At 34.8% G+C, this 23216-nt stretch carries 18 protein-coding genes; 17 read left to right on the forward strand and 1 reads right to left on the reverse strand.

Features of this window, described 5'->3' with window-relative positions; genetic code table 11:
• Nucleotides 1–31 precede the first annotated feature (31 nt).
• Both ACONDI_RS05330 and ACONDI_RS05335 read left to right on the forward strand, forming a co-directional pair.
• A complete protein-coding gene (locus ACONDI_RS05330) occupies nt 32–487 on the forward strand; it encodes a prepilin-type N-terminal cleavage/methylation domain-containing protein (RefSeq protein ID WP_241080447.1) in 456 nt (151 codons plus the stop codon).
• A 28-nt stretch (nt 488–515) separates the two neighbouring features.
• Complete coding sequence (locus ACONDI_RS05335) at nt 516–1439, forward strand: hypothetical protein (RefSeq protein WP_241080448.1); 924 nt, start codon at nt 516–518, stop codon at nt 1437–1439.
• 22 nt (nt 1440–1461) lie between these two features.
• On the opposite strand, the gene ACONDI_RS05340 is transcribed toward ACONDI_RS05335, so the two are convergent.
• A complete protein-coding gene (locus ACONDI_RS05340; RefSeq protein WP_338086482.1) occupies nt 1462–2019 on the reverse strand; it encodes a PilW family protein in 558 nt (185 codons plus the stop codon).
• Nucleotides 2020–2238: 219 nt separating this feature from the next.
• Here ACONDI_RS05340 and ACONDI_RS05345 point away from each other — a divergent pair, with 219 nt between their 5' ends.
• The 15 genes from ACONDI_RS05345 (at nt 2239) to mutS (ending at nt 23205) form a co-directional block, all read left to right on the forward strand.
• A complete protein-coding gene (locus ACONDI_RS05345) occupies nt 2239–3351 on the forward strand; it encodes a type IV pilus twitching motility protein PilT (RefSeq protein ID WP_241080450.1) in 1113 nt (370 codons plus the stop codon).
• A gap of 222 nt (nt 3352–3573) precedes the next feature.
• A complete protein-coding gene (locus ACONDI_RS05350; protein ID WP_241080451.1) occupies nt 3574–4092 on the forward strand; it encodes a hypothetical protein in 519 nt (172 codons plus the stop codon).
• Nucleotides 4093–4145: 53 nt separating this feature from the next.
• On the forward strand, nt 4146–5237 hold the full coding sequence (locus ACONDI_RS05355) for an STN domain-containing protein (RefSeq protein WP_241080452.1): 1092 nt from the start codon (nt 4146–4148) through the stop codon (nt 5235–5237).
• 32 nt (nt 5238–5269) lie between these two features.
• Entirely contained in the window at nt 5270–6481 is a 1212-nt protein-coding gene (locus ACONDI_RS05360) for a type II secretion system F family protein (protein WP_241080453.1), read from the forward strand.
• A gap of 46 nt (nt 6482–6527) precedes the next feature.
• Nucleotides 6528–7916 (forward strand): type IV pilus biogenesis protein PilM, encoded by a 1389-nt coding sequence (gene pilM, locus ACONDI_RS05365; protein WP_241080454.1) that lies wholly within the window; start codon nt 6528–6530, stop codon nt 7914–7916.
• 3 nt (nt 7917–7919) lie between these two features.
• Nucleotides 7920–8555, forward strand: coding sequence for a PilN domain-containing protein (locus ACONDI_RS05370; protein WP_241080455.1), 636 nt, complete (start codon nt 7920–7922; stop codon nt 8553–8555).
• Nucleotides 8552–9109 carry a type 4a pilus biogenesis protein PilO gene (pilO, locus tag ACONDI_RS05375; RefSeq protein ID WP_241080456.1) on the forward strand — a complete coding sequence of 186 codons (558 nt, stop codon included), beginning with the start codon at nt 8552–8554 and terminating at the stop codon, nt 9107–9109. Before ACONDI_RS05370 ends, pilO begins: the two co-directional genes overlap by 4 nt.
• Before the next feature lie 98 nt (nt 9110–9207).
• A complete protein-coding gene (locus tag ACONDI_RS05380) occupies nt 9208–10905 on the forward strand; it encodes a GspE/PulE family protein (protein ID WP_241080457.1) in 1698 nt (565 codons plus the stop codon).
• A 177-nt stretch (nt 10906–11082) separates the two neighbouring features.
• Nucleotides 11083–13920: a PAS domain S-box protein gene (locus tag ACONDI_RS05385; RefSeq protein WP_241080458.1), complete on the forward strand. Its 2838-nt coding sequence runs from the start codon at nt 11083–11085 to the stop codon at nt 13918–13920.
• A gap of 113 nt (nt 13921–14033) precedes the next feature.
• A complete protein-coding gene (locus ACONDI_RS05390; RefSeq protein ID WP_241080459.1) occupies nt 14034–14645 on the forward strand; it encodes a nucleotidyltransferase family protein in 612 nt (203 codons plus the stop codon).
• A 159-nt stretch (nt 14646–14804) separates the two neighbouring features.
• The gene (locus ACONDI_RS05395) at nt 14805–16481 is read left to right on the forward strand and encodes a methyl-accepting chemotaxis protein (RefSeq protein WP_241080460.1); all 1677 of its coding nucleotides are present in this window, start codon (nt 14805–14807) and stop codon (nt 16479–16481) included.
• A gap of 172 nt (nt 16482–16653) precedes the next feature.
• A complete protein-coding gene (locus tag ACONDI_RS05400) occupies nt 16654–18558 on the forward strand; it encodes a diguanylate cyclase (RefSeq protein WP_241080461.1) in 1905 nt (634 codons plus the stop codon).
• Between the two features lie 9 nt (nt 18559–18567).
• Nucleotides 18568–18813 (forward strand): response regulator, encoded by a 246-nt coding sequence (locus tag ACONDI_RS05405; RefSeq protein ID WP_241080462.1) that lies wholly within the window; start codon nt 18568–18570, stop codon nt 18811–18813.
• Nucleotides 18814–19076: 263 nt separating this feature from the next.
• A complete protein-coding gene (gene miaB / locus ACONDI_RS05410) occupies nt 19077–20471 on the forward strand; it encodes a tRNA (N6-isopentenyl adenosine(37)-C2)-methylthiotransferase MiaB (RefSeq protein ID WP_241080463.1) in 1395 nt (464 codons plus the stop codon).
• Between the two features lies 1 nt (nt 20472).
• Nucleotides 20473–23205 carry a DNA mismatch repair protein MutS gene (gene mutS / locus ACONDI_RS05415; protein WP_241080464.1) on the forward strand — a complete coding sequence of 911 codons (2733 nt, stop codon included), beginning with the start codon at nt 20473–20475 and terminating at the stop codon, nt 23203–23205.
• Nucleotides 23206–23216 lie beyond the last annotated feature (11 nt).

The raw sequence follows: 23216 nt of genomic DNA on the forward strand, positions 1-23216 counted from the left end.
TAAGCATTTATAAGTCCTGGTGGTGTTTAAGTTGTCGAAAATTTTGATAAAGAATAATAAAGGTCTTTCATTAATTGAAATGATAATTGCTATGGCTATATTAGCTATAATTGCTGTTACTATGGTAAGGGCTTTTTCTACTGGGGCAATACAAATGTTCACTACCAGTTCAAGAGACGAAGCCAAAGCAAAAACCTCAGAAATAATTGAGTTTTTATATGAAGAAGAGCCTTATAGCAGTACTGATGAAGTAAAAGTTAAGATTGAAGAAATGTATGAGGATAGTTTTGAAAATAGCTCAGGGGTTTTTAATGATGACCAGGGAGAAGAAGTTACTATTGATATTACAGAAATTCAATCAGTTGATCCAGATGGTATCCTTAAATTAGATGATGACATAAGTGGTTTTAAAATAGATATTGAATATACTTATCAGAGTAGAGAAAAATCATTTGAAGCTTCTTATTATTTAAGAAGAAGCAATTGAAAATTTGGTAATCTTAGGTGGTGTATTTATGGATTTTAAAAACCAAAAAGGAGCCGCTCTTATGTATGTGCTTATGGTAATGATAGTACTTACTATATTAAGTGTTCCTTTCTTGCATATGATAATGTCTGATACCAGGCAAAGTATAGCAAGAGAGGATAGTACTTTGGCATTTCAAAATGCTAGGTCAGCAGCTTCTATTGCTTATGATATTTTTAGCAAAGAAGACGTGGAATTTGAGGATGAGGTATATTACGTTAATGAAGACTTTAACTTTGAAAAGGGTATTGATAAGAAAGACAATAGAACAAGGGCAAAAATAGAAATAGATATAGAAGATAATGAAATATTAGCAGTAGTAACGGGATATGCCGGACATAATAATGAAGTCGAAGAGGAGATTGTTTTAGAATTATTATTAGGAAATGGTGGCCCGGGTGAACCTGGTATTCCTGGAGGCCCTGGAGGGGACCCTCCAAGTGAAACTGGTATTTATGAAGATGGAGATGTTGACAATAACATATTAGATAAAACAAAAGGATTAAAAACTGATAATGGGAATAATATTCATATTACTGAAGAAGTTGTTAAAATGGAGGGCTCTAATACACTTACATTTTATTCTAGAAGAAATTTTGGTACTTCAGGTGGTTTGAGATTAGAAATATCCAACACGGATGTAGTTAATTTTTGTATAGAAAATAATATTCCTGCTCAAACTGAATTAATTATTAATGCGAACAATGTTAATCTATATGTAGGGGGAGAAATACGAGGTAAAGTTGAAATAAATGATGCAGAAAATGTTAATTATTATGTAGGAGGGCAAGTAAAAGGGCAAGGTGATCTGAAAATAAATGCAGACAATATCACTGAGTTTAGTAGTAATGATGACCCAGGAATTTGTTTCCAAAACATTAGTACAGGTGATCAAGATATAATCTTACGTTAAGCTAAATTTATCTTTACTGGGCTTAGCGATGGTACCATAACACATTGAAGTCATCAGAATTTTCCTCTGTATCTACTATTTCAACTTTTGAGAATCTTGGATCAAGTAATGTAACCTCTGAAGATAATTGGTAATACTTATCGTCATATTCAACTTCAATCAAATATTCAAACCTTCTATTTCCTTTTTTATCAAAACTTAAACTTGAAATATTACTGGCTATTTCAGTTTTGGATGAATTTTCTTCTAGATAAACTTTTCCATTACTTTCATCAAAATAAATAAGATTAAAATCATCTTTGCTATCTACTTCGTTTAGATTTTCAAGGATATCACTGCAAACATTATCACTATCATTACTTAATACAACAACCATTGCTCTAGAGGTTTGCTTTTCTATATTAGTGGCAATAATTCTAGCTTTACTTTGTGCATCTACTCGGCTAGTACCGTCTTGAAATGTTTTTAATCCAAAACTAAATACTAAATAAGCCGATGACATAACAATACTTAAGACAGCTATCACAATCACAAGCTCTATTAAAGTTATACCTTTATTGTTAATTGTTTTTGAAATAATTTATATCACCCTCATATTTTAACCGTGTACTCTATTATATCATCAAAATTAAAAATCTAAAAAGTAATTGTTTTGAATTTATATAGTTTCAATTTAAACTTAACAATGGATTTACTTTGATAAAACAGGAAATCTATTGTTATTTGTAGAACTATATTTTGTCATAGATAGGTAAATAATGTGAGTGCGCTAAATCAATATAGAAAGGACAAGATTTTTATGAGCGATAGAAAAAGTTTCAAAGAAGCACCATCTGAGTATCCTGTAGACTTAGATGTTCTTCTAAAAGCTACTGCAAAAGTAGAAGGCTCTGACTTACACCTTGCTGTAGGGATACCACCTATGGTTAGAACCAAAGGCAGGCTGCTTGCTCTTGATTATCCTGTTTTTAAACCTGAAGTATTAGAGAATCTATTATACAATATTTTGGATGATGATAATATTAAACAATTTGAAGAAAAACTTGAATTAGACATTTCTTATTCCATTGATGGAGTGGCTCGTTTTAGGTGTAACATAATGAAGCAGAGGGGAAGTGTGGCAGCAGTTTTTAGGGTTGTGCCTTATGATATACCTGAGCTTGATAGTCTTGGGTTTCCAGAGAAGGTCAAAGACCTGTGTCACTTGAACAGGGGAATTGTACTTGTGACAGGGCCTACCGGAAGTGGAAAATCAACAACTCTTGCTGCAATGATTAATAAGATTAATAGTGAACGTAGATTAAATATAGTCACAGTAGAAGACCCGATAGAATTCCTCCACAAGCACAAAAAGTCAGTAGTTAAACAAAGAGAAGTAGGAATAGACACTAACTCTTTTTCCAATGCTTTGCGCCATGTCCTTCGTCACGACCCGGATGTTATCTTGATTGGAGAGATGAGAGATTTGGAGAGTATCTCCATAGCTCTTACCGCTGCAGAGACTGGACACCTTGTATTCTCGACCTTACATACTCAGACAGCTCCCCTTACTATCAGTAGGATTGTAGATGTATTTGACTCACACCAGAGAAAACAGGTTAGACAGCAACTAGCCAACTCCTTTAGAGGGGTTGTAGCCCAGCAGCTATTACCCACAGCAGATGGAAAAGGCCGAGTGCCAGCTGTAGAACTTATGACAGATACCTCTGCTGTCAAAAACTTAATCAGAGAAGAAAAGGAACACCAGCTATACAGCACTATACAGACAAGCAGAAACCTGGGTATGCAGACAATGGATCAAGCCCTTGCAGACCTATATCTAAAAGGAAAAGTAACAAAAGAAACAGTCCTTGAGCGCTGTATAGATAAGAGTGAGATTGAGAGACTTATCCAAAAAGGACAATTTGGTTAAGATTTGATTTAGCAAAGAAGTTATTTTATAGAAGGAAAAGGAGGTTTTTAGTCGAATTGTACTATTAACCACCTGAAAATGGCGAAGATAGGTAGTAAGACCTAGTGCCTATTTAAGACCTAACGCCCATTTAAGACCTAGTGCCTATTTGCCAGGCTGCTTGAATTTCAGGTGCCTGGCTTTACTTGTTATTAGGAAAGCTATAAGAAAGGGGTATAATTTTTGGAAGAAAACAATTTAGAACAGGATAGATTTGATAAACTTAAAAAAAAGATTTCATCAAATAAAAGGCTAGTTGTTTTAATTGGGATACTTATATTTTTGACTGCTTTTGCGATTACTCTTAACTTTATTGTATTTGGTTCTGTGAATGATTCTCCTCCTGAGGAAGTAGATGCTGATAAGGAGAATTTGGTTGAAGAAGATGATGAAGCAGATGAAGAGATAGATATGGATAAAGCAGTAGAACTTCTACCTTCTAATGATAATGATCTGGATGAAAAAGAAGATTATAAAGATAGGGATGGAGCTTCTTTGGATCCTTTTTCGGGACCTATGGAACTAAAAGGTGTGGTTATTGAAGGTGGAGGAGATAACTATGCAATCATCCTGGCAGATGGCAGAAGACGTATTGCCAAAGAAGGAGATATCATATTTGGTGGTTGGGAAGTTTTAGAGGTTTCAAGGAATACAGTTGTACTTCAGTCAGGGGATAGAGACACAGAGCTTGAATTGGATTAATTAAATCATTACTTTTAAATTATAATTTTATTTTGGATAGGAGAATTAAAAGTATGAAAACAGCAAAGCTAGCTATACATACGCGGTTTTTAATATTACCAGTTTTTATAATGTCTATAATACTTATGTTTGTTTTTTCTAATGTTAATGGGAACATTGACTCGGTATCTGCTTCAAGTTCATTAGAATCATTTGAAATGGCTAATGGGACGGCTTCCGGAGAAGAATGGGATCCTGACAGTGAACTAGTTGACCCCGGCAATATTACTGTTGATGTTAGAGACAGTGATATAAGGGATGCTTTATCTATTATAGCAATAAAGATGGATGTTAATATAATATTCACAGAAGAACCTGTCGATGTGACCTTTCAGGTGGATAATGTGCCACCAAGAGAAGCATTAGAACTATTGGTCCAAAAAGAAGGCTTAAACTATATAGAAGATGGGAATATAATTGTTGTTGGTAGTGGGGAGCGGCTGCAGGAGGACTTTTTTAGTCGTATGGAGCTTACCAGGTTTGATTTGTCTTATATAACATCCGAGCAGTTAGATGGGATAATTCAGGATATGGGTATTGATGTAGAAACTATTGTAATTGAAGATAACCCAGAGAGTATCTGGGTTCAGGGAACTTCTTTTTCACTGGTCAAAATAAAAGAGCTGGTGAATTCAATTGATCGGGAAGAGAACAGAGGAAGTATTGATGACCTAGATTCTGAAGAAACCACTACCTTTACATTTAGCTTTCAAAACATTGTTGCTGAAGATGCTGTAGAAAGGCTTGAGGCTTATGGATTTGATGATGTACAGACGGTTACCAGTAATCTTTCGGAGTTTAGTAACGAATTGATAGTAATTGTACCACCTCACAAAGAAGATGAGGTATATGAAAGCTTGTCAAGCATTGATGAAGCTGGAGGGAGAGCAAGAGCTCCTATAACAACGGCAAGAGGGGAGAATGCATGGGAGGAACTTGCAGCTAAGAGAAGGCTTTTGAGTGATATGACGGATTTATCTGTTGATGATATGTTCATCTCAGAAAATATATCTGGAGATGAAGAAGAACCTCATCATGTGCTTTGGACAGATAAGCCAGCTGACAAAATAAATTATCTACAGAATTTAGTTGAAAGTTTTGAATAGCAAAGCATGCTTGTTGAAGGGAGCTTTGGTTTATGGCTACTTATAGCTATGAAATAGTTGATAGAAGTGGGGCTATATCAACGGGTAATATAGAAGCAGAAAGTGAAAATGAAGCTGTCGAAAGACTTAGGGGTATGGGTTATTATATTACCGAAATAAAAGAGGTGAAAAGCTCTAGCTTCAACCAATTGCAGAATTTAACACCGAGGAAAAAAGTTAAGCTTGCTGATCTAAGCATGTTTAGTAGACAGCTTGCTTCTATGTTAGAAGCAGGCATTCCCCTTGCCCGCTCCCTTGCTACCTTAAGTAAACAAACCACTAGCCCAACCTTAAAAAAAACAATTGAAGAAGTGGCAGATAGTGTTGAATCAGGCAATAGCTTTTCTGACTCGCTAAGTGAACATCCAAGGGTTTTTAGCAACCTTTATGTGGGTATGGTTAACTCTGGAGAAGTAGGCGGTAATTTGGAAGAAGCCCTTACCAGGTTATCTGATCAATTGGATAAAGACAAAGCTTTGCAGGATAATATTAAGTCTGCAACTTTTTATCCTATTATGGTTGTAGCTTTTGCCTTCTTAATACTTCTTGCAATGATGATATTTGTTGTGCCAATTTTTGTTGAAATGTTTCCACCTGATACTGTACTTCCCCTTCCTACGAGAATTGTAATAGCTTTTTCTGATTCTTTAAGATTCTTTTGGTATATATGGCTTTTGATGGGAGTGTTAATTGCGGCTTCTGTAAGATATTATATTAGGTCTTCAACTGGAGGTTATTTTATCAGCAGGATCAAGTTAAAGCTGCCTGTATTTGGAGACTTATTTCAAAAAGCATTAGTTGCAAGATTTGCAAGGACATTAGCAACCTTACTTGCTGGTGGCCTTCCTGTACTGCAGGCTTTAGAAAGTGCTAGTCAGTCTTCTGGAAGTGTTATCTTAGAAGAACATGTAGATGCTGCCAAAGAACAGATACAGGAAGGAAGTAACATAGCTGATCCACTTGCTGAAAGCGCTATGTTTCCTCCAATGGTTATCCAAATGATTTCTATTGGTGAAGAAAGTGGTCAGTTATCTTCACTTTTGGATAGAATAGCTGACTTTTATGAAAAAGAAGTAGAATCCCTCACAAAAGGCCTTACAGCTATGCTTGAACCTTTTTTGTTGGTTTTTATTGGAGTTGTAGTTGGAGGTATTGTAATATCTCTTTACCTACCTATATTTACTGCCATTACAGAAGTAGTATAGTTGGTGAGGATAGCGCAAATTTATGATTTCTGGAGGAATTAGCTAGATGTTAAAAAAGTTGTTAGGTAAAAAAAATATAATTGGGCTAGAAATAAATGACAAAGAAATAAAGGCTGTCGAGTTAAGTGAAAGAAAAGGACAGATTGATATAGTGAATTTTGGCAGTAAAAACCTTCCAAAAGGTGCGGTTAAGGAAGGTATCGTGGTTAAACCTGATATAGTGGGACAAACACTTGCAGAGTTGTGGCAGGAGTCAAAATTTAAAGAACGCAACGTGGTGATGGGGCTAGCAAATCAAAATGTACTGGTTAGATTTACGAGTTTTCCAAAAGTGGATAAATCAAAATTGGACAATATGATTAAATACCAGGCAAGTGAATATATGCCAGTTTCTCTTGACAAAGACACCGTGGTATTTGACTATTCCATAATTGGTGAGACTGTTCAGAGTGATAACGATATGTGGGAGGTTTTAATGGTAGCTGGCAAAAGAGATATGATAGATGGTTTTATTACTTCCCTAAAAATAGCAGGACTAAATCCTAAAGAAATAGAGGTGCTTCCATTAAGCCTATTGGGGCTATTAAATGTTCAGAATGAGAAGAAAGTAGTAGCTATAGTTGATATATCTTATGGCATAAGTAATCTCTTGATAGTTGACAGCAAAAAACCACGCCTTGCCAGAATGATGCCTACTGCTTATGAAGATGAAAGTGAAGAAGAAAGTGAAGATGAAAAAGTTAAAGAGGATAGAAAAGAAGACGAAGACAAGGACAAAGAAAAAGAAAAAGAAGAGAGCAAAGAAGAGACTAACGAAGACTTTGAAATGATAGGAGAAAAGGAAGTAAAAGAAAAAGAGGCTGAAGCAGAATATGCAAAGAATGAGATAGAAGAAGGGAAAGAAGAAGCAGCGGCATCTGTAACCGATAATAGCGAAGATATGAGAATAGACTCAGAAGATGAATTAGTGGAAGAGCTAGACGTTGAAATAATAGATGATCCAGAGGCTTATATAAATGAAGAGATGGAAGAAGAAACAGTCGAAGAACCTGTTAATGATATGAATCAAGATGATGATGAAGAAATAAAATTATTTTTAGCTAAAGAAGAAAGAGAATTAGAGGAAGAGAAGATTCAGGAAGAAACAGAAGAATACATGGATACATGGAATTTCATGCTGGTGAATAATATCAGGGTTTCTGTAGATTTTTATCAATCCAGGGGAAGTGTAGAGCCTGTCGAGAAAATCCTGTTATGTGGGAAAAACACAGATGATGAAAATTTAATATCTTCTATTGAAAGCCAGGTTGGAGTAGATGTAGAAGTTATTGATCCTTTAAAAGTACTAGCCATTAATAATTCTGTTGATAAAGACATTAATGCAACAGAGTACTCGCTATGTCTATGCCTAGCATACAATGGATTGGAGGTATAATATTTGGAAACTATAAGCCTTTTACCTCCGGAGATCAAAGAAAAAAATCAAAGAAGACAACAGGTTATACTATTGGCATTTGTTTCTTCGTTAATGTTGATTTTGTTTGCTATAGTTTATACAGGGCTTATTATTTATACAGGAAGTGTCGACACACAAATTGATGAAATAACCGAGGAAAGAAAAGAGGTACAAAGACAGATTGAAAGTTTAGAGCCCTATCGTCAAATAAATAATTTGATAATTAACTATGATGATACTATCGAGAGTTCTGTAGGTGATATGCCTAATTGGGGCTATTTGATGAATGATATAAGTCAAAATATATCAAATGAATTATGGTTTTTTTATTTTTATATGGTTGATGGTGAGTACAATAATGATAATGATGATAACGGTGGTAGCGAAAATAAAAAAGGAGAACTAAATATAAATGGTTATGCCTTACGACACGAAGATGTCGCCAATTGGCTTGACGAACTTGAACAGAATAAACAGCTAACTGAGGTAGAACTTGAATATATAATTGAATCAACTGATGATAGAGATGATAGGGAAGTGGTAGAATTTTATATTACAGCCCGGGTGATACCTGATGAATTCAAAAGCCCTCTAGAAAGAGAGGGATTAACTAAATGAATCTAAATATAGATATAAAGTCAATAAAATTGAATAAAAAAGCTAGAACGATATTATTTATTATAGCGGGGTTTTTGTTATTTTTGCTCCTCTTTTATGTGACCTATATGCAGTTTCAAAGCTTAGCTGATTCTAGGGAAGAATTAGCTTATGAAAAAGAAAACCTCTCAGAAGAGAAGTCAGAGCTAGCCTGGTTACAAGAATTAAAAGAAAATGAATCACTAATGAAAGAGCAAATAACAGTACTACAAAATGCGCTTCCTGAATCTTCAGAGAAAAGCAATATTATTAGATACATACGAGGCTCTATTCATAGCAGTGGTAATATCCTAGACATTAATTTCGAAAGCCAAGTGTCAAATGAGAATTATATTGAACAGCCTATTCATATAGTTTTTGAGGGAAGATATGAAGGCTTAGTTAGTCTTATTAATAACCTAAATACCTCACCAAGGGCATTTAGGATTGATGAGATTGAGATTTATAGTGGTAGCGAGGGACTTCCCCAAATTATGGCTGATGTATATGTTAGTGCTTTTTATTTAAATAAATAACTAATGTTTAATAAAATTAAAACTGTTTTTTTATATTTAATATTAATGTTTTGATTGGCATAAAAATTATTTTATTCTTTATTAGAGGTGGGTTTATTTTGGCGCCAAAGAAATCATATTTTACGGATTTTTTGATTGAGATGGGCGAATTGACAGATGAACAGCTTCAGGATGCTGTGGAAAAACAAAAAAATTCTACGGAGAAAAAATATCTTGGGCAAATACTTGTTGAACTTGGTTATGTTAGCGAAGAGGCTATTACAAGAGCGGTAGCAGCTCAGGCTGGCGTTCCCTTCGTTAGTTTAGAAGAATACTCCATTGATGAAGCGGCTACCAAATTGCTTAATGCCTCCCAGATAAAAAAATATGAGGCTTTGCCTATTGGGTTTGAAAGTGAAAAGCTTGTAATCGCAATGGCTCAGCCTAGAAATATTATATCAATTGATGATTTGCGAATAATTACTGGTTATGAAATAAAGCCTGTAATTGTTACTGACAGTCAGCTAAAAGAAAGTATCAGAAAATATACTGATGCTGACTTAGACTTTGATGATACAGATCTTGCTGAAGAAGTAGAAGAGATGACTTCGAATGAAGAAGTGATAACAGCAGAAGGTGAAACAGGAGATGACAGACCTGCTGTTAAACTTGTTAATTTAATCTTTGCAAGGGCAGTTAGAGCAGGAGCAAGCGATATTCATTTGGAGCCTCAAGAAAAGGGTTTTAGAGTTCGCTTTAGAATAGATGGTGTGCTTCATGAAGTAATGCAGCCCCCTAGAAGGATGCATCCTTCAGTTATATCAAGGGTAAAGGTTATGAGTAATATGGATATTGCAGAAAAAAGAATCCCTCAAGACGGAAGGATAACTTTAAAAGTAGAAAATAGGACAATTGATGTTAGGGTAGCATCCTTACCAACTGCTTTTGGAGAAAAGATAACTTTGAGAATTCTTGACAGATCTGTGGGAGTCTTTACTTTAGAAGAACTAGGTATCCCAGCAAAAGACCTGGACAAATTATACAAAGTATTAAGACAGCCCTATGGCTTTGTCCTTGCTACAGGACCTACTGGAAGCGGTAAAAGCACAACTTTGTACGCCATATTAAGCCACTTAAACAATGTCAATAAACATATTGTAACAATGGAAGACCCTATTGAAAGACGTATGGGTGGGATTAACCAGGTACAGGTGAATGAGCAGGCAGGCCTCACCTTTGCTTCAGGTCTAAGATCTCTTTTGCGTAATGACCCTGACATCGCTCTTGTAGGGGAGATAAGGGATATAGAGACAGCTAAAATTTCTGTTGAGGCTTCGCTAACAGGACACCTTGTTCTCTCGACTCTTCATACTAATGAAGCTGCAGGCGCAATCTCAAGGATGAATGATATGGGGATAGAACCATATCTTACAGCATCATCATTGGTCTGTGTTGTTGGTCAGCGGCTTGTAAGAACATTATGTAATAACTGCAAAGTACCATATGAGTACCAAACAGAAGAATTGCTAAAAAGAGTCCCTAATTTCCCTATCAATGAAGATGAAGAGAGTATTCAACTTTATAGGCATGAAGGGTGTGAAAGCTGCGGTGATACGGGCTACAAAGGTAGAGCCGGAGTATATGAAGTTCTTATAGCATCTGATGAGATAGCAAGGCTAACAGTTGACAAGGCTTCAACTAAAGAAATTTCAAACAAGGCCAAATCTGAAGGAATGACTCCAATGATACAACATGGTTTTACAAAAGTTAGAGAAGGTGTTACTACTTTGGAGGAAGTCTTAAGGGTGATTGTATAAATAATATTGTAAATTCTTGCCCCTACTAAATAAAAGAGTAGGGGTTTTTATTATTATAAAAAAATACCACATTTAAAAAAGGGGAAGTGGGGATAAGTTTAGAAGTATATAACGGAAATTGTCAGACAATTTATTTAAACCCAATTTTTAACGTATTTATTTAAAGGAGAATCTTGAATGACTTATGATTATTATGATTTTAAAAACTGCCTTGAAGAATGTAAACAATTTGTGAGAAAAGCCAGAGATATTGTATTTACAACTAATGAGCAAGGTGAACTAACTTATGTGTCACCTAACTGCAAAGAAATTTTGGGCTATGATCAGGATGAAGTTACAGGCAAAAGAGTTTTTGAGCTTTTACATCGTGATGATGTCGTTAATCTCAATAATATTTTGGGTGACCTGCTAAAATATGAAAACATTGAAGAAGAAGTTGAGTTTAGGATAATAGACAAAAATAGAAAATTGCGCTGGTTTTCAACTAATCCGGTAATTTTAAAGAAAAACGAAGAAAAAACTATTATATTGAATATGGCGAGAGATATTACAAAAAGAATAAACACTGAACTCGAATTAAAAAATAGTGAGAAACAATATAGGACTCTATTTGAAAATACCGGAACAGCAACTCTTGTAATTGAAGAAGATGGTACAATTTCGCTTGTTAACCAAAATATGGTTAAATTGAGTGGGTACTCTAAAGACGAAATAGAAAATAAGATGTTGATCGGTGACATCATTTCACCAAAACAAAGAGAAAGAATATTACAATATCATAAATTACGCCGGGAAGACAGCAGCAAAGCACCTAAAAATTATGAATTTATATTTGTAACAAAAGATGGGGAAGAAAGAAATGCCCTTATGAATATTGATGTTATCCCCGAGACAAATCAGAGTATTGCCTCTATAATAGATATAACTGAACGCAAGGAAATGTTTGAAGAGCTAAGGATCAAAGACCAGGCAATTCTATCTTCTTTAGATGCAATTGCAATTTCTGATCTTGAAGGTGAGATAACGTATGTTAATCCTTCTTTTTTATCCATGTGGGGATATGATTATGAAAATGAAATAATTGGGAACTCTCTTTTAGATTTTTTGGGGAGCAGTAAGGATGCAGCTGAAATATTAGATTCTTTGTCTTACAAGGGTGATTGGGAAGGTGACCTGGTTGACATGAAAAAGGATGGAGAAACTATAAATATCCATCTTTCGATGGCTCTTGTCTACGGCGAAGATGATGAACCAATCGGTATAATTGCTTCCTATATTGAAATAACAGAGCGTAAAAAAGCTGCAGATGAATTAAAAAAGAATGAAGCAAGACTGCAAAGTCTTGTTGACCTATTTCAACACGAAACAGAAGACATTCAGGACTTGCAGCATTATGCAGTTAATGTAGCTGCCCAGTTAACTGATAGTGAATATGCGCACTTTTATGATTACGATTATCAACAACAGGAAATTCAGCTTTATTCTTATTCCTCGAATGTTTTCAATGAATGTAAAGTATCTGGCTACAGCAAAAAAATCAAACTTGAGGATGCAGGTTTGTGGGCTGATACTATACGTAAGAAAGAACCTGTTGTTATAAATGATTACCAAAATGATGATAGAATAATAAAAAGACAACCTGAAGGGCATGTTGAAATCAGGCGTTATCTAGGAGTGCCGGTATTAAGGGAAAACAAAATTGTCGCTGTTATTGGTGTGGCAAATAAAGATACAGATTATAATTATTCGGACATACTCCAACTAAGGTTATTTATCGATAATGTGTGGGAAGTTATTGAGCGCAGGATGGCTGAAAAAAAGCTTGAAAAATATGCAAAAGAACTAGAAAATACCAAGCGACAATTAGATGAGGAGATTGTTAAAGCAAGGAATATACATGAAAGGACTTTCTTGACCGAGATACCTGACATAGAAGGAATATCTTTAGAGGCCCATTTTCATCCAGCCAGGGGTCTTGGGGGAGACTTTTATAATTTTATTAGAATTAATGACAAGCTAATTATTTTTTTGTCAGATGTATCAGGGCATGGATTAGATGGGACTATTATAAGCGTATTTGTAAAAGAAACTATTGAAAGTTATCTTGCCCTAAAGCCTGATGAAGTAAATCCAGAAAAAATACTTACTCACATTAATAATCAATATAGAAGAGATAACTATCCAGATGACTATTTTGTTTGTATATTTTTGGCAGTGTTAAACCTTACTACATATGAGCTAATTTATTCAGGGGCTAGTATGCACAACACTTCTTTGGTAAGACTAGGAAATGGGAAAAAAGCTACATTAGAAAGCCAGGGACCACCTATTTCTTCAGCTATTTCTACAGAATTAATGGATTTTGAAGAGGGCAGAATTCAATTGACACCTGATACTAGTGTTATGTTTTTTACGGATGGAATAGCTGAACAAGAGATAAAGGGAAGTAATGGTGTGGAATTTTATGAGGATAGGTTAAAAGAAGTATTTTATGAAAATAGTCATCTTCCCCCAGAAATACTTAAACAGATAATAAAGGAGGACTTTAGAAAACATAATAATGGGTCCTTGCAGGGAGATGATGATATAACTTATGTATTGTTACATCTAGAACCCGAAGAAATCTCTGAATATAGGTGGGAGTTTAATAGTAACTTTGAAGAATTAAAAAAACTTAATGAAGATGTCTTACCATTAATAATTGATTACCTAAATGAAGAATGCATCTTTCAAGGCTTGTATGAGCTTGTTGCTAACGCGATAGAGCATGGTAATAAATTTGATCCAGACAAAAAAGTCATAATTAAGCTAAAAATTACTAATCATTATATTGTTGCAGGTGTGTTTGATGAAGGGGAAGGGTTTGATTGGCAAAAAATTTACGACAATCTGACCGATATTGATCATAGTGGTGAGAGAGGTAGAGGAATAATTATGACAAAAATGCTTTGTAAAAAACTTTTGTACAATGAAAAAGGAAACGAAGCATATTTAGTTATGGAAAACAATATATGAGATATTAAGGAATCATTAGGTAAAGCTAAAAAAGGGAAGGGAGCTAAGGATTAAATAAAGAACATATTATCATGGTAGATTATATTTTATTATATATAGAGGAGATGTTTATTATGATATCATGTGTTTTTTTAGCTGCAGGTATGTCAAAAAGATTTAACCAAAATAAGCTTTTGGCTGATCTTAAGGATGGTACTGTGATAGAATACTCCCTTAAACAAGTCCAGGAATCAGATGTTTCTGAAATAATAGTAGTTCTTGGATGGCAGGCTGTTTTAGTTGAGAAAAAATTAAAAAATAGTGAAGTCATAGGTGATAAGTCTTCAAGCTTACCCCCAATAAAACATGTATATGCCCCTTATTATAATTTTGGTCAAGCTCATTCACTAAAAGCTGGATTAAAAAAAGTTAATAAGAAGGCCAAAGGAGTTTTATTTTACTTAGCTGATCAGCCATTTGTTAAAGTAAAAACAATAAATGATCTTATTGAGCATTTTAATAACAGTTCGAGTGAGGCAGCATATCCTGTTTACAATGGAAAAAGGGGAAACCCGGTTGTTTTTGACAAATCGATGTTTTCTGAGCTTTATAAATTATCAGGTGATGAAGGTGGTAGATCCCTTCTAAAACATGCTAAAACTTCATTTATTGAAACTGATGATTCTGAGATATTATTTGATATAGATAATCAGGAGGACCATAACATGGCAATAGAAAAATTGTGAAATAATTCATCAAAATAGAAATGAATTGTGAATTTATGATTTAAAATATAAGAGAAATCTGATAAAATAAGTGAAAAAATATACTTGCATCAAATAACAATTATCATTAATATTTTCTTGTTATCATTAAATTAAATTTTTTTGTTGGGAGGGACCTATTTGTCAAAAGAGAATATCAAACACGGCAGTATCATCGTCAAGTTTACTTTAATTGTTATCCTAGTAGTTGCGGCTACTGTATCTATAATAGCTTTTTATGGTTATAGCCAGTCTAGGGAGATGATAATGTCCTCCGAACGGGAAGCATTAGAGGACAATGTAGATTTTGCAATTGACAGTTTGACAGGAGCAAGTGCTATCGCCTTTGAGGAATCAGATTATCAGGGGGATGCCATAAACCATCTATACGATCTTACCGATGAAATGATAATAGACCGGGTAGTAGGCTCTTCAGGTGTTTTATATGGAGTGAATAATGAGGGAGAGATTAGATTTCATACTGATGAAAATATGAGAGGAGAACATGTTAGCGACACTTTTATGAATGAGTTAGCTGATAAAAACGAAGAATTTGAATACATAGAAGATGAAACAAGATACCTGGTTTCTTTTAGGCCTTGGGATGATATGTACGTTATTGGTAGAATTAACCTTGATGAAATTCAAAGTCAAGTTAGTAATGTTAGGACAGTTTCCATGTTAATTGCAGCAGCTGGAATAATAGTATCAACAGGTGCTTTAGTCATGATCTTCAAAACATCGATTAATTCACCAATTAAGAAATTGCAAGATCAAATGAATTTACTTGAAAATGGAGATCTTAAAGCAAATTTTGACCATAAGAAAAACGATGAGATGGGACTTATATCAAAGGCTTTTAACACGGCGGTTAGTGAACTAAAGAATATGATTAATCATATACAAGAAAAAATACAAAGTATACTTGGTAAGTCTCAGCAGATCGACTCTAATGTTAAGCAAACGATAGATTCTATCAACCAAACATCTTCTGCTGTTAATGAGATCGCAAATGGTGCCACAGACCAAGCCGATGATATTGCAAACAGTATGGAGAAGCTTGATGACTTAAGCTCATTGATTGACAAGTCAACAGAGAACTCAAAGGAAGCAGGCTATAGTATAGATGAGATTAAAGAGAGTATAGATAACTTAGGCACTGAATTTAATGACCTGAAAGGAAACTTTGAAGAAAATAAAAACTTCTTTACCAAGTTAGAAAACAATATTTCAACATTACAGGAAGAAAGTAAAAGTATTGAAGAGATAGTAAATGATATTAAAGAAATATCTGATCAGACAAACCTTTTGGCACTAAATGCTTCAATCGAATCGGCAAGAGCAGGAGAACACGGGGAAGGATTTGCTGTAGTAGCAGATGAAGTTAGGACCCTTGCAGAAAACTCTGTTGAGTCAACAGAGAAAATAGAGAGCATAATAAAATCAATCAAAGAAAATATAGAAAGTACCAATGAGACGACTGAATCAAATAAAGAAAAAATAGATAAAGCAGAAACTTCGATTTTTCAGGTGGAAGAAGTTTTTGAAAAAACCAAAGAGTACCTTGGTAATGTTATATCAAAACTTGAAACTCTAAATGATAATATAAGCAAAATCTCTGATACCAAAGAAGACGTTTATCAGAAGTTTCAAGATATTTCAGCTGTGACAGAAGAAACCACGGCCTCTGTAGAAGAAGTCTCGGCTTCTTTTGAAGAACAGGTGAGTACATTAGAAAGTGTAGGTGAAGAGATAGAAAGTTTACGAAAAGAAATTGAAACAATAACGGATTATCTAGATAGCAATTTTTCGACGTAATAAGATGCAGAATACTATTTTTTAATTTTAGCCGGAGGGTGTAAAAAACCTTCGGCTTTTTTATAGTTTTAAAAATAGGCCTAAAAGATTAAAGGAAAATTTTTAGCCAAATAGAAAAATATATTTAATTTTAAAAATTTAAATTTTTTGATACAGGTAAGGGTGATTATTTATGACTTATGGAGACAATTATGCCGAATTAAAGGCTATATTGAACTTTTTACCAGATGCCACTTTTGCTATTGATACTGAAGGGAAAGTAATCCTTTGGAATCAGGCTATGGAAGATATGACGGGAATAAAAGCAAAAGATATTCTAGGAAAGGGGAATTATGAATATACTATTCCGTTTTATGGTGAGCGTAGACCAATGTTAGTTGATATGGCTTTAAATTATGACCCTGAAATTGAAAATTATTATTCAAACATTTCCCTACAAGATGAACATACATTGGTCGGCGAGAATTTTTGTCCTAATGTTGGAGAGTCAGGGATATATGCCTGGGCGAAAGCATCAAGGCTATATGATAGTGATGGAAATGTTATAGGGGCAATCGAGTCTATCCGGGACATTATGGACCGAGTTATGGCAGAAGAAAATTTACGAAACACCCTAAGTTATTTGGACGATGTAATAGAGTCTTTGCCAGATGCTACTTTAGTTATTGATACTAAGGGCAGAGTAGTATATTGGAACAGAGCTATGGAAGAGATGACAGGAATAAAAAAGGAAAACATATTAGGCAAAGGTGATTATGAGTACGCTCTGCCATTTTATGGGGAAAGAAGGCCTGTTCTTGCTGACTTGGCCCTTATCCCGAGTGATAGTGACCAGTATAAGAGGCTAAAAGAAAATTATGATATAAGCTATGTTGAAGAAGATACTTTGACAGGGGAAGTATATTGTCCTGAGACTTACGGCGGTCGTGGTGCTTATTTGTTTGCAACTGCTTCAAAACTTCGTGATACATCAGGAAATATAGTGGGAGCAATAGAAACAATACGTGATATTACAGAGAGAAAACAGGTTGAAGAAAAGATAAAGTATTTAAGTTTTAATGATAATCTAACTGGTTTATATAACAGAGCTTATTTAGAAGAAGAGATTAAAAGACTTGATACTGCTAGACAGCATCCTTTGTGTATAATAATGGCTGACCTTAACGGGTTAAAACTGGTAAATGATACATATGGTCATGATATGGGCGATGAGATGCTTAAATGTGCGGCCAACATCCTGAAAGAGTCCTGTCGCAAAGAAGATTTGATTGCTAGGTGGGGCGGGGATGAGTTTGTAATTTTGTTACCAAAAACATCTATGGATGTAGCTAAAATGATATGCGAAAGGATTAATAAAAAATGTGAAAACAGTTTTGTTAAAGATGTACCTATATCTATAGCTTTAGGGGTTTCACTAAAAGAAGAAGAGAATAAAAATTTTTCTGCTTTTCTAAAAGAAGCAGAAGATAATATGTATAAACAAAAACTTGCAGAAAGCCGAAGCGCTAGAAGTGCTGTCTTAAACACACTTCTAAAAACCCTTGAATCTAAAAGCTTTGAAACTGAAGAGCACATAAAGCAAATGCAGGAAGCTGCCTTGGCTATTGGCAAACAACTAACACTGTCTGAATTTGACCTTAACAGGTTAAAACTTGTAGTTACACTTCATGATATAGGTAAAATTAACATACCACAAGAAGTGTTAACAAAAGAAGGTCCACTTACAAAAGAGGAGTGGGAGCAAATGAAAGAACATCCGGAGATAGGATATAGAATAGTGCGCTCGACAGATGAATTTTCTCATGTTGCTGAAGAGATTTTGTCACACCACGAGTACTGGGATGGTAATGGCTATCCCAAAGGTTTAAAAGGTGATGAAATACCACTACTCGCAAGGATAACGTCAATTGCAGACGCTTATGTTGTAATGAAAAACGGCAGACCACACAAAAAGCCTAAATCAACAAAAGAGATAATTGCAGAATTTAATAGATGTTCTGGATCTCAGTTTGATCCTCATTTAGTAGATGTTTTTTTAGATATCATAAAAGGTAATGAGTTATCCTATGAGGGGTGAAGTGAAGACATGACAGATGGTGCTGATGGTAATAAAAATAAACTACGAGCAATTACTTTAGATGATGAATATGTGTCATTACAACAGTTTGAATATTTAACAAATGACATAAAAGAGCTTGAGATAATTAATACATTTACAGATCCCCAAAAAGCACTAGAATATATGATGGCTAATTCTGAAAAGATTGATATTGCTTTTCTTGATATTGAGATGCCTGCAATGAATGGTTTGACTATAACGAGAGGGAATTAAATAATCCAATAGTAAAAGTAAATGATGAAGTAATAGATCTCTCATTAGAAAAAGATATCCAGCTAGTTGATGTATTAGCATTTTAGCTAAAACTGCGTTGTCCAAAAATAGATTCTAGTTTATCTACGACATCTACCTGATGTTTTTTTATGTTCTTTTTTTATGTTTAAAAATACTAATATGTTATAATCTAAAGAGGAAAAGACAAGAGGTTTAACTTTGGTAGTTTTTTGGATGCCTGTAAGTAGGAGGGTTAATTATTTATGAATACACTAGGCTATTTTAATATTGAAGTTTTTGGCTGTCAGATGAATGAGCATGACGCAGAAGTGTTAAGAGGGATGTTAAGTCAAATGGGATATGAAGAGACTTCCTCTGAAGAAGAGGCTGACGTGCTTTTGTTAAATACTTGTGCTGTTAGAGAAAAAGCAGAACACAAAGTGCTTGCTAAGATAGGTATGCTTAAAGAGCTCAAGGAAAAAAAGCCTAACATGGTTATAGGTATCTGTGGCTGTATGGTGCAACAACAGTGGATGGCAGATAAGATAAAAAGAGACTTTCACCATATAGATTTAGTTTTTGGAACTCATAACCTGCATTATTTCCCACATCTTTTCAGGCAGGTTGTCGAAGAAGGTAAGAGAGTCTTTGATGTATGGGAAAGCGAGTCAGGTATAGTAGAAGAGCTTCCAAAACAAAGAACAAGTGGCATAAAGGCCTGGGTCGTGATAACATACGGGTGCAATAATTTTTGCAGCTACTGTATTGTCCCTTATGTAAGAGGAAGAGAAAGAAGCAGAAAAATTGAAGACATAGAAAAAGAAGTTCTTGATTTGGCAAGTAAAGGATTTAAAGAAGTAACCCTTCTTGGTCAAAATGTGGATAGCTACGGGAAAGACATGGGTCTAAAAGGTGGATTTACCCAGCTTTTAAAAAGGCTTGATGAAATAGATGGTATTGAAAGAATTAGGTTTATGACAAGTCATCCTAGAGATTTTGATGAGGAGCTAATTGAATTTATATCAAAATCAAAGCGGGTATGTGAGCATATACACCTGCCGATACAAGCGGGGAGTAACAATATTCTAAAGAAAATGAATCGGGGTTATACAAAAGAAGAGTATATGGAGCTAATAGAAAGGATTAGGGAATACATACCACACGTTAGTGTTACTACAGACATAATGGTAGGTTTTCCCGGTGAGAGTGAAGAAGATTTTAACGATACCCTTGATGTTGTCAAAAAGGTTAGATTTGATAACGCTTACACTTTTGTGTATTCTAAGAGAAAAGGAACTCCGGCAGCTGAGATGGAAGATCAGGTAGATGAAAAGGTAAAAAAAGAAAGAATTCAAAAGCTAATAAGTGAACAGCAGCAAATTTCTCTTGAGATTAATAAAGAAATGATGGGAAAAACTTTTGAAATCCTTGTTGAAGGTACTAGCAAAAATGATTCATCCGTTTTTACCGGAAGAACTAGAACTAATAAAATAGTTCATTTTAGACCAAATAATACTGATAATAAGGACTTAGAGGATAATAATGAAGCTTTAGACAGTGAAAAATTAGTAGGAAATCTTGTAAATGTCAAAATAACAGAAGCCAAAAGCTACACCATATTCGGCAGTCTTCAAGATGGTTTGCTTGGAGGGAACTAAATTGGCTAAGAAAAAAATAACTCCTATGCTTCAGCAGTTTTTAGATATAAAAAAAGAAAATCCAGACTCCATCTTGTTTTTTAGGGTGGGGGATTTTTATGAGATGTTTTTTGATGATGCAGAGATTGCTGCAAGAGAGCTTGAAATAGTATTGACTAGCAGAGATGCAGGGGAGGATGACCCTATCCCTCTTGCCGGTGTTCCTTATCATTCCTGTGAAACTTACATAGCTCGCCTTTTAGAAAAGGGGTACAAAGTAGCAATCTGTGATCAGGTAGAAGACCCAAGAAAAGCTAAAGGTCTTGTGAAAAGGGAAGTAACCCAGATAGTTACACCTGGTACTGTCTTAGACACGAATATGCTAAATGAGAAAGAAAACAACTATATTGCTTCAGTATATCTACAAAAGAATGGAGCAGGTCTTTCTTTTGTAGATGTATCTACCGGGGAATTTTTGGTGACAGAATTTAGAGAAGGCTCATTAAAGGGCCTAAAAGATGAAATACTTCGTATAAATCCAAAAGAAATAATAATGACCGAAAAAACAAAAAGCTCTCCTCTTGCAAAAGAGCTTGAAAATAGAAACATTTTGATAACAAAATCATCTGATAGTATTTTTTATCATTCAAATGCAAATAAAAATCTTTTAGAGCACTTTAATACATATTCCCTTGAAGGTTTTGGCCTTGGTGAAATGAATTTGGCGATTAGAGCAGCAGGTGCACTGCTTGATCACTTACATGAAACTCAAAAGAACAGTCTTGAACATATAAAAAAGATAAATCCTTATACTACTGATTCTTATCTTGTTATGGATATTAATACGAGAAAAAACTTAGAGCTGTGTGAATCTATTAGAGATAATAAGAAATATGGCTCTCTTCTGTGGGTACTTGATAGAACCATGACAGCTATGGGCGGAAGAATGCTAAGAAAGTGGGTACATCAGCCTCTAATCGACAAGGAAACTATCAATAAAAGATTAGATTACATTAGCTCTTTTATTGATAACTTCTATGTAAGAGAAGAGTTAAGAGAGAAGCTAAAGCAGGTCTATGATTTGGAAAGAGTTTTGAGTAGGGTAGTCTTTGATAGGGCAACCCCAAGGGATTTGATATCTCTGAAAAACTCTTTGAACCAGCTACCTGTAATAAAAGATATATTAAATGAATCTGGTGATGATAAACTTACCAGCTTAAGTGAGAAGATAATTCTCTTTAACGATCTTTCGGATTTATTAGAGAGTGCTATCGTTCCTGATCCGCCAATAACAATTAAAGAAGGTGGAATTATAAGAGAGGGATATGACGAAAAGCTGGACGAGCTTAGAGATCTTGCCTCTGGCGGCAGAGAGTGGATAGCTAACTTAGAAGCACAAGAGAGAGAAAGAACGGGAATAAAGTCTTTGAAAGTAAGATATAACAAAGTTTTTGGCTATTACATTGAGGTCACAAAAGCTAACCTTGATCATATACCTGATGACTATATCCGAAAGCAGACCCTTGTTAACGCTGAAAGGTTTTTGACACCGGAGCTAAAAGAGTACGAATCTCAGGTTCTTGGTGCTGAAGAAAAGATGGCAGATTTAGAGTATGAAATCTTTCAAAATTTAAGAAAAGAAGTATCAGCTTATTCAAAAGAGCTGCAAGACCTTGCAGATTTTTTGGCAGAGCTGGATTGTCTTTTGTCCCTGTCAAGAGTTGCCCTTGAGAATAACTATACAAGGCCTGAAATAGATGAAACAACAACTATAGATATTAAAGAGGGGAGACACCCTGTGATTGAGCAGGTTAGTGGTGAAGAGCCTTTTGTGCCTAACGATACCTACCTAGATAATGAAAAAGAGCAGATTGCTGTTATTACAGGGCCTAATATGGCAGGCAAGTCTACCTATATGCGTCAGGTAGCAATTATAACTTTGATGGCTCAGATGGGGTCTTTTGTGCCTTGTGAATCAGCTAGGATCGGGATTGTAGATAAGATATTTACAAGGGTAGGAGCGACTGATGATCTGGTTGAAGGCCAAAGTACATTTATGGTTGAGATGAACGAAGTTGCAAATATTTTAAACAACGCAACAGGCAAAAGCCTTATAATTTTGGATGAAGTTGGCAGGGGGACAAGTACTTTTGATGGAATAGCCCTTGCCAAAGCTGTGGTGGAATATTTGCACCAGGAAAAAAAGGTTGCAGCAAAGACTTTATTTGCTACTCATTTTCATGAATTGGTTGAACTTGCTGATGAGTACCCAAGGGTGTCAAATTATTCAATTGCAGTGAGTGAGAAAAACGACAAAATGATTTTTCTTAGGAAGATACAACCAGGCGGTGTAGATAAAAGCTACGGGGTCCAGGTAGCTTCTCTTGCAGGACTTCCTGACAAAGTAATAAAAAGAGCTAAAGAACATCTTAACACCCTAGAAACAAAGCAGCTTTCTTTTATCCTGCCGGTAACAGGCGATGAAAGTAAAGATGAAATAAATAAAAACGAAGCCAATAATAACAATAACGAAGTATATAATAAAGCAAGTAATGAAGTAAGCGATGACAATAATAATTATGATAACGATGATGGTAAAGTAAAAGATAATTTACAAGAAAATAGTTTTGCAAAAATGGATGAAGAGTTAGTAAAGTTAAAAGAAGTGATAACCGATATTGAACCTGACGAATTATCTCCAAAAGAAGCACTTGAATATATGTACTATTTAAAGGAAATTTGGAATAGCAAATAAAAGTAGATCAA

It is taken from the genome of Natranaerofaba carboxydovora (assembly GCF_022539405.1).
In the GTDB taxonomy this organism is placed as follows: domain Bacteria; phylum Bacillota; class Natranaerobiia; order Natranaerobiales; family Natranaerofabaceae; genus Natranaerofaba; species Natranaerofaba carboxydovora.